11 protein-coding genes are annotated in these 14,781 nt (G+C 44.4%); 7 read left to right on the forward strand and 4 right to left on the reverse strand.

Annotation, left to right across the window (positions count from 1 at the left end; translation table 11 throughout):
* Positions 1-27 precede the first annotated feature (27 nt).
* Together IH598_04115 and IH598_04120 are read right to left on the reverse strand one after the other, a co-directional pair.
* Positions 28-1,518 (reverse strand): organic solvent tolerance protein OstA, encoded by a 1,491-nt coding sequence (locus tag IH598_04115; protein MBE0637685.1) that lies wholly within the window; start codon positions 1,516-1,518, stop codon positions 28-30.
* 307 nt (positions 1,519-1,825) lie between these two features.
* Positions 1,826-2,509: an SPOR domain-containing protein gene (locus IH598_04120; GenBank protein MBE0637686.1), complete on the reverse strand. Its 684-nt coding sequence runs from the start codon at positions 2,507-2,509 to the stop codon at positions 1,826-1,828.
* A gap of 143 nt (positions 2,510-2,652) precedes the next feature.
* Between IH598_04120 and gatE the strand changes: the two genes are divergently transcribed.
* From gatE to IH598_04155, 7 genes are all read left to right on the forward strand, one after another.
* Positions 2,653-4,626 (forward strand): Glu-tRNA(Gln) amidotransferase subunit GatE, encoded by a 1,974-nt coding sequence (gene gatE / locus IH598_04125; GenBank protein ID MBE0637687.1) that lies wholly within the window; start codon positions 2,653-2,655, stop codon positions 4,624-4,626.
* A gap of 85 nt (positions 4,627-4,711) precedes the next feature.
* Positions 4,712-6,589 (forward strand): glycoside hydrolase family 13 protein, encoded by a 1,878-nt coding sequence (locus IH598_04130; protein ID MBE0637688.1) that lies wholly within the window; start codon positions 4,712-4,714, stop codon positions 6,587-6,589.
* 31 nt (positions 6,590-6,620) lie between these two features.
* Positions 6,621-8,933 carry a CotH kinase family protein gene (locus tag IH598_04135; protein MBE0637689.1) on the forward strand — a complete coding sequence of 771 codons (2,313 nt, stop codon included), beginning with the start codon at positions 6,621-6,623 and terminating at the stop codon, positions 8,931-8,933.
* A gap of 42 nt (positions 8,934-8,975) precedes the next feature.
* Complete coding sequence (locus IH598_04140) at positions 8,976-10,490, forward strand: MFS transporter (GenBank protein ID MBE0637690.1); 1,515 nt, start codon at positions 8,976-8,978, stop codon at positions 10,488-10,490.
* Between the two features lie 275 nt (positions 10,491-10,765).
* Entirely contained in the window at positions 10,766-11,395 is a 630-nt protein-coding gene (locus tag IH598_04145) for a hypothetical protein (GenBank protein ID MBE0637691.1), read from the forward strand.
* Between the two features lie 653 nt (positions 11,396-12,048).
* Complete coding sequence (locus IH598_04150; GenBank protein ID MBE0637692.1) at positions 12,049-12,306, forward strand: DUF4160 domain-containing protein; 258 nt, start codon at positions 12,049-12,051, stop codon at positions 12,304-12,306.
* Between the two features lie 7 nt (positions 12,307-12,313).
* Entirely contained in the window at positions 12,314-12,586 is a 273-nt protein-coding gene (locus tag IH598_04155; GenBank protein ID MBE0637693.1) for a DUF2442 domain-containing protein, read from the forward strand.
* A gap of 141 nt (positions 12,587-12,727) precedes the next feature.
* On the opposite strand, the gene IH598_04160 is transcribed toward IH598_04155, so the two are convergent.
* Positions 12,728-13,855: an endonuclease/exonuclease/phosphatase family protein gene (locus tag IH598_04160; protein ID MBE0637694.1), complete on the reverse strand. Its 1,128-nt coding sequence runs from the start codon at positions 13,853-13,855 to the stop codon at positions 12,728-12,730.
* Positions 13,855-14,781, reverse strand: coding sequence for a rhomboid family intramembrane serine protease (locus IH598_04165; GenBank protein ID MBE0637695.1), 927 nt, complete (start codon positions 14,779-14,781; stop codon positions 13,855-13,857). Before IH598_04165 ends, IH598_04160 begins: the two co-directional genes overlap by 1 nt.

Here is a 14,781-nt window from a genome sequence, read left to right on the forward strand (position 1 = left end):
TCAGTCTTCAATTCAGATTCAATGGAACTAAAACCCATCCTGCCTTAATGCCGGCGACTCTTCCGACCAGATAAAAATATCCTCTTTTTGCCGTGGCCGATCGTTGATCCTCCATTTAAAGTCGCGGAGTTTGATTTCGTTTGGCGGAATCTCATTTTCGGGATAAAGGGTGGCATCGGGTTGATCAAAATAGTAAATGTCGGTCACCTGTCTGTCAGCAACTCTGATTTCCATATTCGATGCGAAAGCTTTATTGATTCCGATCAAACCACCATTCTCCTCCCTGACAAAATAAATGGTTTCCGCATTCCCCACAACGATTATTTTATGAAGTTCATTAGCATCAAAATAGGCCGTCATATTTTTCCCTTTGATCTGGTTATAATCATTGGGTTTAAATTTGTCGGATGAAATGATGAAGGCCGAGTTGAGCATCCACATCGAGTCGATGGCCCTGTTTGAAGAAAAAAGCTTTATCAACTCAGCCGTGATCTGGTTTTCCTGTGTCCAGACTACAGGATTAAAGAACATGGTGATGGTGGAATCGGCAAACTTATAGTTGAGCGAGTCGCACATGCCCTGCAGATCAGTTCTGTAAAACTTACATTGATGATAGGCAAACAGATCGCTGGCCTTGTTGGTACTGTCGAAGGCCATATAGAGAGTATCAGCATGCAAAAACAAGCTGTCGCTTTTATCCACAAAAGTAGCCCAGGGTTTTTGGGTTGCCCAGGCATAACCGTCGTTGCGGCGGTAGTTCACATAATTTCCCTGGATGATCACATTTTGCGCAGTATCTTTCAGAAAGGCGTTTCCATGAACTGTTCCTGCACTATTTTCTTTATCATAGTAGATCGTGTCTCCGGAAAGAAATTGTTCTTTTCTCTTCACATAAGGGTTGATCATTAGCCTGGATTTGCCTGTTTTTGTCTCGTACCATCCATCTTCGGCATAGATAAACTCTTCGTCTCCAACAATAGTAGTTGGTCCCGATATATAGGCAATATCCGAAAAAGTGTCGTAAACCAATGTATCAGATTCCAGCCGGTAGCTTGGATTGATCAACACAACATCCTTGTTAAAATAGAGCATTTTCGTCTGCGTGTGATAATAGCCCATGCGGCTGGTCAGTTCATTGGTGTCGCTGACTATTTTACCATGAGTGGTGTAGTAGGCAATTTCAGTATTACGGTTATAAATCAGCCAACTTGTTGTCAGGATGGCTTTGTTGTCCACCAATTTTACATTGTCGGTAATGTTTGCAACGCGTGTGTTACCGTTGTAATCCAGTTTATCGCCATAAAGATTGAGTGTATCATTTACATGAATGTGCACATTTTTAAAAGCATTCAATTGGTTTGATTTGCTGCGTAAAACAGCACTGTCGCAGTAAAGAAGGACGCTGTCGTGCTCAAAGATAACATTCCCGGTAAAAATATTCAGGTCTTCACCAACCGACTGACTTCCAATCATCTTGTCAGCCTCGACTAACTTGATGGTTGTTTTCTTTTGTGCCATCAAAGCTTGAGGGATGTTCGCAAAAAGAATCAGAAATACAAGGATTGTGAATTTACTTTTTAAGCCCATTGATGTCAATATTTTTGATCAGTCGTCACTGCCAGAAAACATCCAGAATTTTATTTTCAACGATTTATTGCCCCCACTCTCCCGCCTTTGTCGTGATAAATTCCGGGAGTAAACCGTTAAAAATCAGTGCTCCATTAAAGGTTGGGGCAAATAATGATTTTCAACATCAATTGTTTTCAGGCAGCGACTAAGTGATGGATAACGTCAAAAACCGGTTTATCAGTCCTCAATTCTAAAATTATTTTTCCCGGTGGTAAATCACCCATGCTTCGGTATTGATTTCTCTCCTGGCCTGCGCCAGGTTGTTGTATGCCTGGTGAATGTCTGTAAAAAAACCAAAGGCAACCGCCTTCATTCCGGATTCAGGGCGGTGTATAATCAACGGATTAAGGCCTTTTTCCTTTAATTGCTGTACCATCTTTTCAGCATTTTCGATGTTATCGAACACCCCTGCTACGATATGATAGCTCCCACTTACCAGCACATCTTTCGGCGATTCTTCAGCAAGAATTGACTCAATCAGTTTTAACTGGTGAACGGGATAATCATCGCCAGGATTGAATTGAAGTGATTCGAGGTAGCTGGCGCGTGCATTTACGTAATCTTTAAAAACAAAAAGGCTGTCGGCCTTCGACAACGTCAGTTTATAGAGCCTTGCTTTATGATTGGCCGTCGATATGCTGTCCGTTTTGAGCGCCTGGCTGACGGGATAATCTGCACCGGGTCTTAGTTTTAATGCTTCATGGTAAAGCTCACCAGCCTCTTCAAACTGTCCGGAAGCAAAGCAGGCATCCGCTTTTCCGACCAATCTTTCAAATCTTGCAGCAGGACTAAAAACCTGGAAATAGACTAAAACAAGCACAGAAATAAAAACCAGGAACGCTAAAACGAAGATGAATGGCTTATTTTGTTTAATGGACATATTGATTTTAATTTCACCAAAATTTCGATAAAAGTATCAAAATAATGGCGAAGAGCAGGGTATTTGATTGCAAATCCTGTTTTTCCATCGTTTTGTGAATAATAGCTACATTTGAAGCCCGAAAAAACGAGTAATCTTACATTATGACGAAGAAATTTGATCCTCGTAAAAACTACGAATCCACTAAAAAGAAGATTGGTTACGTAACGCGCAGGGAAGCCACCCAGAAAGATTATGACCGCATTGGTTTCATGTCAGGCCTTGAAGTGCACCAGCAACTGCTCACCAGGAGGAAGTTGTTTTGTAACTGTCCCGCAGGTGTTTACCACGAAAGTGATGATTTTGACGCCGAACTGATTCGTCACATGCGTCCAACCCTGAGCGAACTGGGTGAATATGACGGCACGGCGCTGATGGAGTTCAGGACGAAAAAAGAGATTATCTACCGGGTAAAAAACGAAACCACCTGCACCTATGAAGTGGATGACACCCCACCATTCCCGCTGAACCGGGAAGCATTGGAAATTGCCATTGAGATTTCCCTTTTATCCAAACTGAATATCGTAGGTGAAGTGCACATAACACGCAAACAATACCTTGATGGGAGCATTCCAACAGGGTTTCAGCGGACAGCCATCATTGGTGTCGAAGGAGAAATTCCATTAAAGCACAAGAAAGTAAGGCTTATCCAACTGAGCATTGAAGAGGATGCCTGCCGCGAGATTTCCGATGTTGGTCATGTGCGTACCTACAAAACCGACCGGCTTGGGATGCCGCTTATCGAAACGGTGACTTACCCTGACTGTGTGAATCCGGACGAAGTGAAAGAGGCCTGTGATTATATCCGCTTTCTGAACCGCAGTACCGGGAAAGTGCGCACCGGCATAGGAGCAGGCAGGGAGGATGTCAACGTCAGTTGCCGCGGAGGATCGCGGGTGGAAATTAAGGGTGTTTCGCATACCAAATGGATTCCCGAACTCACCCACAACGAATCTTTCAGGCAATGGGCGCTGCTGGCCATCAGGGAAGAATTGAAAAAAAGAGCCATCAATCCCGGCGCCTGGCAAATCAGTCACGACTTTATCCGTTTCCATTCTTTCAATTTTAATTATCCACCATTGGTGGCTGCAAAGAGGACACAGCACAGGATCATGGCCATCAACCTGCCGGGTTTTAAGGGTATCCTGTCCCACTTTACCCAACCGGGGAAGATGTTTGCAGACGAGTTGAGCGAACGACTTAAAGTGATTGCCTGCCTGGATAAGCCAAACATGTGTCATTCAGAGGAACCCGATCCGGTCATTTCAAAAGAGGATTGGGAAAAAGTAAAAATCATGCTTGGTTCCGGTCCGGAAGATGCATTGGTCATCACCTGGGGCCCGGAAGAAGATATGAAAACGGCACTTGAAACCGTTGATGAGCGATGCAGGATGGCTTTTACGGGCGTGCCCAACGAAACCCGTAAATCCTTTAAGGATGGAACAACAATCTTTGAACGCGTGCTCCCAGGCGCCGATCGTATGTATCCCGACACCGACTCTGCACCCATCCCACTCGAAGATGAGTACATCGAAACACTCAGGAAAAGACTCCCCGAAGAGGTGATTGACCGGTACCACAAAATGCAGCAATGGGGAATTCCGGAAGATACTTACACATACATCTTCAAGAAAAACCTCTTCCCGCTTATCGAGCGTATTGTGAATGAATTACAGTTTAAGCCGGGATTTGTCGGAACTTTTTTTGGCCATAAACTCAAATTCGTCGAAGGACATCATACCCCTTCCGGAACTTTTGACTATAAAGTGATTTATGCCATCTTTAAATTTATCAAAGAAGAAAACCTTGACCCGGAGATCATCCATAAAATGATACCGGTTATTTATGAACACCCGATGATGGAGTTTGAGTCGGTGCTTACTACAATTAAGTTCAAGCGCCACACAAAGTCAGATATTTTGAACAAGATTCCTTTTCTGGCCGAAAAATTTCAGAAAATAAGGTTGTCTCATGAAAAGCAGGATGCTGCAGACTGGATTATGGGACAACTGAGGCCATCAGCAATTGGAAATGTTGCATTAAGTGAGCTGGTGGAAGAAATAAGGAAGTTGATTTGATTAAAGTTTTTTCATTTTCAAATACTTTGGTCAACTAACGCTATTTGATCATAATCAGTAAGTTGAATATAAATGTTGAAAAAAGATGATTACTTTACCAAAAATTAAAACGATCAGCAGGTTTAATCTTTTACTTGTTTTAGCCCTTTTTTCAGGGTTCGCCATTTCGGCTCAGGACTTTGTCATTCAGCGGGTTGAGCCTCCATTCTGGTGGACCGGGATGAAAAGCAATGATCTGCAATTGCTCGTTTGGGGTAAAAATATTTCCCAAACAAAACCTGAAATCACGAAAAGCGGGATCACAATCAGTCAGTTCAAAACGCTTGAAAGTCTGAATTACCTGTTTCTCGACCTCAAAATTTCCGACAATGCCTTAGCCGGATCTTACCCGATTGTTTTCAAAAACGGGAATACAAAAGTGGCTGAATACGATTTCGAGTTGAAATTGCGAGAAACTGGTTCGTCACAAAGAGAGGGTTTCAATCATGCTGATGTGATGTGCCTCATTTTCCCTGATCGTTTTGTTAACGGAAATCCCGAAAATGACAGCCACCCCGCTATGCTCGAAAAAGCCGACCGGAAAAACCCGAATGGAAGGCACGGTGGCGACCTTCAGGGAATCAAAGATAAACTGGATTACATCATCGACCTGGGCTATACATCGGTTTGGATAAACCCGGTACTCGAAAACAACCAGGAAAAATTTACTTACCACGGATATGCCATCAGCGACTTTTACCGCGTTGATCCGCGATTTGGAACCAATGAGGAATATCTTGAACTGTCCCGCCTGATGCATGAAAGAGGGTTGAAGTTGATTAAAGACATGGTGTTTAATCATTGCGGGAGCGGGCACTGGTGGATGAGCGACCTTCCATCACACGACTGGATTAACCAATTCGACAAGTTCACCAGGTCGAATTTCAGGGGGGGGACGGTCTTCGATCCTTATGCTTCGGAGTATGACCGCAATTTGTTTCAGCGGGGGTGGTTCGACAGTAATATGCCCGACCTCAACCTTGATAATCCCTATCTGTTGAACTATCTCATCCAGAACAGCATCTGGTGGATCGAATATGCCGGCCTGCAGGGAATCAGGATGGATACCTACCCCTATCCGTCAGGGAAAGCAGGAATGGCTCAATGGGCGCAAAAAGTCATGGATGAATACCCAAACTTTTCGATTGTAGGCGAAGCATGGCTGACCACGCCGGCACAGGTAGCGGTGTGGCAGCAGGGGGATAAACTGAAAACCGGCTATGAATCGGCACTGACACACGTATTCGACTTCCCGATGTACGAAGCTTTTCGGTTTGCATTTAATGAAACGCCGGGTTGGCACACCGGTTTAATGCGGTTTTACGACCTGTTTTCACAGGATTTTGTTTACCAGAACCCGCAGGATATCGTCATTTTTGCTGATAATCATGATGGCTCGCGCATTTTCAGCAAAGTCAACGAAAACCTGAATAGTTTCAAGCTGGCTATGACGTTCCTGCTCACTACACGCGGTATCCCGCAAGTGTATTATGGCACTGAAATCCTTATGACAGGGAAAGAAGAACAGGGGCATGGATTAATGCGGGGGGATTTCCCCGGTGGCTGGAATGAGGATGAAAGATCCGCGTTCACGGCCAGCGGCCGGACTGACCAGGAAAATGAAGCATTTGATCATTTGCGTACCTTGCTCAACTGGCGCAAAAACAAACCGTTAATCCACGATGGTAAGCTGATACATTTCATTCCGGAAAACAATGTTTATGTTTATTTCAGATACAACGACAATGAAACAGTCATGGTGATATTGAACAACAACGACCATGAACAACTGCTTGATAATGCACGTTTTAAAGAAATGACCGGACCATTTAACGCCGGAAAAAATATTTTGGATAACAAAGAATTTTTACTCAACAACCTCAGAGTACCTGCCAGGACCGGGCTGGTTCTCGAATTGCACTGAGATTGAAACCATCGGTCAAAATTAACTGCTGATGAACGATTTACACAGAAAACTCAATTTGCTTTTTTTAACTTTTTCAACGGCTCGGAATCCTTTGGTGTATAGCCTGCTGATCGCAGGTCTGATTTCGTTTTTTTACTCTTTCACTGCAACTGCCCAACCCAATTTCCCTGAGGATGGAGAAGTGTATAGAGATGATGTGGTACCCCGCGTGGATATTTTTATTCACCCCGACACCCTGCAATGGATTTACAACAATGTGAGCAGCAATATCGAGTGGAGGGCAAATTTTATCTTCAATAACGGCACAATAACCGACACCATCGAAGAAGTTGGATTCAGACTCAGGGGAAATACTTCAAGACAATCGGCTAAAAAGTCTTTTAAAGTTTCTTTCAATACCTACCAAAAAGGGAGAAAGTATTACGGCCTGGAAAAAATAAACCTCAACGGAGAGCACAACGATCCTTCGGTTACCCGCGCCAAGTTGTTCTGGGATCTTTGCCGGGAATTCGGAATACCTGCGCCACGCTCAAATCATGTCAGGGTTTATATCAACAACAATTATTACGGCCTTTATCTCAACGTTGAGCACATCGACGAAGAATTTGCCGGATCAAGGTTCGGTAATCAGTATGGAAATCTTTATAAATGTCTTTACCCTGCTGATTTGAAATATCTTGGAAGCAATCCGAATGCATACAAACTGCAGATGGGCGACCGCAGGGTATATGATTTGAAAACCAACACGGCTTACGACGATTACAGTGATATCGCCCATTTCATTCACGTGCTCAATAATACTCCGATTGCCAGTCTTGCCTGCGAACTTGAAAACGTTTTCAATGTGCAGGACTATCTCAGGATCATGGCGATAGATGTGTTTACCGGCGATTGGGACGGGTATATTTTCAATAAAAACAACTTTTACCTTTACCAAAATCCAGTGTCGGGCAAATTTGAATACATCCCATATGATGTGGATAATACCTTTGGAATCGACTGGTTTGGCGTGGACTGGGGAACCCGGAACATTTACCAGTGGGCGCCTTCCAACCAGCAGAATGAACCCCGGCCGCTTTATAACCGGCTGATGGAGGTGCCGCGGTACCGTGACCTCTATTCTTACTATCTCAATCAAATCATCCAGGAACTGATTGTACAGCCGGGCTATTTTGCTTATATTGAATCGATCAGGGATAAAATTTACCCCTATATTATCGACGATCCTTATTATCCCCTCGATTACGGCTTTAACGCCGGTGCGTTTCTTCAGTCGTTTGAATCAGACTGGGGCGCCCATGTGAAATACGGGATCAAGCCTTACATCACCACAAGGCTGAACTCCATACAGCAGCAGCTCGAACTTAACAGCATTTATCCCGTGATCAATTACCTGTCAGTGAATCATACCGGAGTTGGTAACCCTGTAAATTTCAAAGTAAACATCTGGGACGATCAGCCGGGATTATCCGTATTTCTGCGTTACAGGTTTAATGATTCGGGGTTTGTAACAATGCCGATGGAACCTGGTCAGGATGGGTGGTACCAGGCTACCTTAAACGGTGTCATCGGTGAAACGACACTCAGGTATCATCTCCAGGTGCAGGACGCTTCGAACAATACGCTTTTTTACCCCTGCGAAACTGTGGAGCTTTATTTTCCACCCATATATTCCTCAGGGCTGTTTATCAACGAGTTTATGGCTTCAAACCTGACAACCATCTACGATGCAAACGGTGATTTTGACGACTGGATTGAAATTTATAACGGTGGCTCAGACCCTGTCTGGCTTGGCGACAAATACCTTTCGGATAACCTGAACAACCCGGCTAAATGGCAATTTCCGGATCATGTAATTTTCCCCGGCGAATACCTGATCATCTGGGCGGATGACGATGCTGAACAAGGTCCTTTCCATACCACTTACAAGCTTTCGGCTGAAGGGGAATCCATCGGAATATTTAACAGTACAGCCGCCGGTCAGGCTCCGATTGATACCTATACCTTCGGGGCACAGCAGGACGATATTTCCTTAGGCCGCAGTCCGGATGGAAGTTCCAACTGGGTTTACTTTACTGAACCTACGCCCGGTGCAACAAACGAATTTAGCGTGGTAGTGGACAGCCTCAATCCCTCCTCCGGGTTGAAAGTTTATCCCAATCCGGTGACGGATAATGATCTGTTTTTTTCAAGGAAAGTAAGTTTTACAATCTTCCGTGTATCCGGTGAAAAGGTGCTTGAAGCCGACCAGGTATTAAAAATCGATATCAGCCGGATACCGAAAGGAGTTTATTTATTAAAAACCAATCATAACGAAACCGTTAAAATCATTGTTCTCTGAGCAGGTGAAATCATAGGAGTCGCAAACTAAAAATTACAGCAAATGTTACCATTTCAAAAAAAGTTAACCAACTCGTTTTATGCGGTACTGAGCCTTCCGGCCACCGCCATGGGATTTGCACTTTCAGTCCAGATTTCTGCATTAAGCTGGATACTCAGCACACAGTATGGACTCGATATTCATGACGTAGGGCTTGTTTGGGCTGCAGGCCCGATTGCCGGGATTATTGGGCAGGTACTTATTGGAGTGATCAGTGATAATGTATGGTTCTGGAATGGACGCCGCCGCCCGTTTATCCTGATTGGGGGGGTGCTGGCTGCATTGATGCTGCTTGCATTACCCAATATTGGTGTCATTCATGAAGGACTTGGGATTGGCGGGATTCTCGGCATTGCCATTGTAGTGGCGCTGACGCTTGACCTGGCCATTAACATCAGCTTTAACCCGACCCGTTCGATCATTGCTGATGTGACACCCGAAGGGAGAGCCCGAACCAAGGGGTACACATGGATGCAGACTGTATCCGGCACTTTCGGCGTACTTGCCTATCTCATTGGCGCCCTGCTCAATAATTACGTATTGATCTATCTTGGGGTGGTGCTGGTAGTGCTTTTCTCAGTCGTCCCGCCATTTTTTATCAAAGAGCCTAAACGACTTGGCAGATACGGCGAAGATGATGATTCACCAATAGATTTGACATCTGATCCCTCCAGGGGGATTCCATCGGTAAATAAGGCAAATGAAGCCTCACTGATCGAAATGCTCAAGACCATCCGGCCGCTTTGGGGTTTCCTGGTTTATGCCATTTACGCCATGGCGGTGCGGCTCTTCGGGATGCCAAAAGTACCGCATAACCTGTTCGAGATTTTTAGTTTGATCCTGACGGTTGGGCTGATTGCTGAATCACTGCTCAAGTCAGAAACCGGAAAATCGAAGGAGGAAGCCGGCCTGATCGGGTTTCGCAAGGTCCTTGCAGCCCATTCATTTACCTGGATAGGCATTCAGACGATGTTCATTTATCTCTATGCCTTCGTTGGCTTTCGTATCCCGGGACTTGAAGATATCGAGATGGGGCGGATCGTTTCGTGGAGTTTCTTTTCACTCAACCTGGTTGGCGCCATCATTCCGGTAACGCTCCTTGAACCTCTCGCAGCCAGGTTCGGCAGGGTAAGGGTACACGCTTCCAGCCTTGGGATTATGGCGTTTGGCTATGTCGGGATCATGCTTTTCGGCAATTCATCATTGCTGCTTTATCTGATCATGGCCATTGTGGGTATTGGATGGGCAGCTACTATCAGTCTCCCTTTTGCCATCATGTCGCAAAAGGTGCCCCAAACGCGGATGGGGCTGTATATGGGATTGTTCAACCTTTCGGTAGTGCTTCCTCAACTCGTGGCAAGTCTTGGTATCGGCGAACTGATCAGTCATGTTGATGACAAAAGTGTCACTTTTATCATTTGTGCTGCTACCGTTGCCTTCTCAGCCATAGCATGGTCGCTGGTGAAAGAGCCGAAAGAAAGTTCAGTAAAAGCCACCGGCGTCGGTGGTGCGCATTAAGCCTTTTCCAGGAAAGTCGCCGGGTGACTGGCATACCCGGAAAGTCACCCGGTGAATTGTTTCAGGCACTCACTAAACTTTCAATTTCAGTGGTATTTTGGCATGATTCACCGGGTGACTGGCAAACACGAGAAGTCACCCGGTGAATTCGCTCAAACTTCCACCGAGCGATCAATTTTAGTGACACTTTGTTATGATTCACCGGGTGACTGGACCAATTCCCGGAGTGACAGCAAAAGATTTGTAATATTGCATCCAAATTAAAAACCAACTCCATGTATTTTCAAAAAGGGTATATCTATCATATTTACAATCAAGGAAATAATCACAGGAAAGTCTTTCTTGACAGGGAAAATTATCTCTTCTTCCTCACCAAAATCAACAATTATGTTTTACCTTTTGCCGACATCTTAGCCTGGTGTCTCATGCCAAACCATTTTCACCTGATGGTACTGGTGAATGAAGTTGAGATAGAGATCAATGATGGAGACATCAAAACAAAAAGGATTGAGACCATCCAAACTAAGACTTTAATGAAAAGTCGTTCTCTTAATGATTCGTTCGCAATTATGCTAAGGTCTTATACCCGTGCTTTCAACAATATGCATGGATTTACCGGTAAGTTGTTTCGGGAGGGAACTAAATGCGAATGTGTTAATTGTCCGGATGGAGTAGCGCCGACATTTTTTGTAAATCAAGGAGTTACATTGATAAACACCAAGAATTCTGAACTGCAATATCCACAAGTTTGTTTCAATTACATCCATCAAAATCCTGTTGGGGCTCGCCTTGTAAAGCAACCTATTGACTGGGAATTCTCGTCAGCAAGAGATTTTGCCGGCCTGAGGAAAGGTAAGCTGGTAAATATTTCGTTGGCTAAGCAATACGTAGAAGTAGACTTGTAAATTTACAATATGCGCGGGTTACCTGGATTATTCCTGAAAGTCACCCGGTGAATTCGCTCAAAAACCCACCAACCTTTCAATTTCCGTGGCACGTTGGTTTGATTCACCGGGTGACTGGAAAACCCGAGAAGTCACCCGGTGAATTGTTTCAACCATCCACTAAGCTTGCAATTTTAGTGGCACTTTGGTTTGATTCACCGGGTGACTGGCGAACCCGAGAAGTCACCCGGTGAATTGTTTGAATCATTCACCAAGCTTGCAACTTCAGCGGTATCTTGCTTTGATTCACCGGGTGACTGGCAAACCCGAGAAGTCACCCGGTGAATTGTTTCAAGCACCCACCAACCTTTCAATTTCCGTGGCACGTTGGTTTGATTCACCGGGTGACTGGCAAACCCGAGAAGTCACCCGGTGAATTGTTTGAATCACCCACCAAGCTTGCAACTTCAGCGGCATCTTGCTTTGATTTACCGGGTGACTGGGAAACCCGGAAAGTCACCCGGTGAATTGTTTGAATCACCCACCAAGCTTGCAACTTCAGCGGCATCTTGCTTTGATTCACCGGGTGACTGGAGCAATGGGATTTTAAGTAGATTTTGCCGGGGTTTTCTAAATTTATTATTTTCGCAGTATTAATTAAAAATTAAAAACGAATGCCGGAGATTTCGAGATTCTACGGAATCATGGTTTACATGTTTTATTATGACCATCAACCACCTCATTTTCATGTTAAATATCAGGATTATGAGGCCACGATTAACATCCATGATGGCATTGTAAAAGGAGAGTTACCAAGGAGAGCATTAAGATTAATTTATGAATGGCTTGATTTGCATCATGAAGAATTGCTGTTGAACTGGAAACTACTTGAGCAAAATAAACCGTTATTCAAAATAGAACCATTAAAATAATATTACCATGTTAACTATAAAGGTAACCCATGCGAAATACGTTGAACATTTCATTCTTGAATTGTGGTTTAATGATGGGGTATCAAAGCGGATCAATTTTGAACCTTTGTTAGAAGGAGAAATTTTTGAACCAGTAAAGGATTTGGCTTACTTTAAAAAGTTCAGGCTAAACCCATTTACAATAGAATGGGAGAATGGAGCAGACTTTGCACCGGAATTCCTCCACGATTACAATCCCTCTCAAAAAGAATCAGCATTCGCAGAGCGTCAGCAGGCCTGATACTTATAGCAACCCGAGAAGTTGAAGTCACCCGGTGAATTCGCTCAGATATCCACCAGGATTGCAATTTCCGTGGCACGGTGTTATGATTCACCGGGTGACTGGCGCAGAGCTATTTTGATTCACCGGTTGACTATGAATTTATTGCAGGGGCAACAAAAAATCACACGAAATGGGGTAATGGTCGGAAAAACTGACTTTGTGGGTCTGGTAACCTTGTGCACGGAGTTGGTCGCTGTGCAGGATGTAATCGATTCGGATGAAGGGGATATTTCCTGCATAGGTGGAGCCAAATCCTGTACCTGACTCAATAAAGGCATCGTTTAAACCTGACGATATCTGGTGGTAAACGTATGAGACCGGGGTGTCGTTAAAGTCGCCTGAAACAATGACCGGATATGGGGATTGGGCGATATGCTCTTTTGCAATGCGGGCCTGCTCAGCACGTTTGACAAAGGCATTATGAAATTTCCCGAGTATGATGCGCGAGTTGGAAGAGGTGGGGTGCATCCCGGGGTCGATGAACTCTGTGACGAACTTATAATCTGCATTGGAAAGACGGATGGACTCAAAATGGAAATTAAAGACCCTGACCGTGTCGCGGTTTACGACGATATCGGTAAACATTCCTGAGTTGGAGGTAGAGTTTCCAAAACGGATCGAACCACGGTTCACTATGGGAAACCGGCTGAAGGTAGCCAGGCCGTAATGCTTGTTTGTCCCCACAACTTTTATGTAATCTGTGTGATAATGACTGGTCTTCTGCGATTCCAGAAAAGGGCCTATGGTCGGAAAATAGGTTTCACTGCCATGGAAAAATTCCTGGAAGTTAACAATATCAGGACTTTCGGTAGTAATGAAATTGAAAATATTATTACGGGTAAAGTAATCTTGTCCCGGCATCCATTTGAACTGGTCAAAAAGGCGAACGTTATAGGAAAGGAATTTGATGTTACCCGCCTGGTTTTCATCAGGAGCCTTAGTGTTTAGTCCAACATTGACTTTCATTACGTTCCAACCCAGCGCCAGCGAAATCAGCGAAAACAGGAAATAGTATTTTAACCGGACAAGCCAGAAGGTCATGAATAGGAGGTTTATTACAAAAAGCAGGGGGTAAACGAGTCCAAGCATTGCCGGCGCAAAAAACCTGTCGGGGCTGATGCTGGGCGCCAGGTAGGTTAATAAAAGCAGGAAAATGAAGAGGAGGTTGACCAGAAGGATCAGCATTTTTACACCCAGCCTGAATATCCAGAACCCTGATTTGGTCATCAGTTGTTGTTTTTGTTACTCGATTGGAAGAGCAGGGCTTTTTCTTCTTTTGTCAGGCTGCTGTAACCCGAGCGTGATATCTTTTCAAGGATTTTATCTATCCGCTCCTGTTGCTCTTTTTTGCGGGCGTTGAACTCGTCATCTGTAAGCGGTCGCCCCCTGAAAGGTTGCTCAGAGGTTTTTTGCTTAACAAACATATTTTTCAGCCATTTACCATTGAGAACAGGGAAGTTGATTGTGAGGTCGCTGCCATTTTTCAGTATAAAAATATACAAGAAACCCCAGAATGCACCTCCCAGGTGTGCGATATGCCCGCCTGCATTGCCTTTTGGAATACTCAGAACATCGACAAGGATGATAATCAATGCAAGGTATTTCAGTTTTACCCTGCCAAACAGGAAGAGCATGATGGAATATTCCGGAACGTAGGTGGCTACGGCAATGAGGATAGCCAGCACCGAGGCTGAGGCGCCCAGTGCAATGGAATAATTCACGCTTTGACTAAATACCGGAAACAGGTTGAATGCTGCAATATAGAAGAAAGCACCGGTGAGTCCACCGAGAATATAAACACTCAGTAATTTACGTTTGTCAAGATACTCCAGGAAAATTCTGCCTCCAAAATAAAGTACCATCATATTAAAAAGAACATGGAAAAAACTTTCGTGGAGGAACATGTAGGTGATAAGTGTCCATGGGCGCCGGATCAATTGTTCAATGCCTGCCGGAACCGATAGATAGTAAGAGATCCATGAGACTTCGCCGCCGGCTATTTCAGGATTATTGACCTTGAAAAGCCAAAAAATCACCCTGAACAGGTTGACCAGCACGAAAATAATTACATTAATTTTTATCAGGCTGGCAAGCAGTGACTTACGCCCGAAAAAGGCTTTGATGTCGTCGAGTGGGTTTTGATAGGGATACAT

Source organism: Bacteroidales bacterium (genome assembly GCA_014860585.1).
Classification (GTDB): domain Bacteria; phylum Bacteroidota; class Bacteroidia; order Bacteroidales; family 4484-276; genus RZYY01.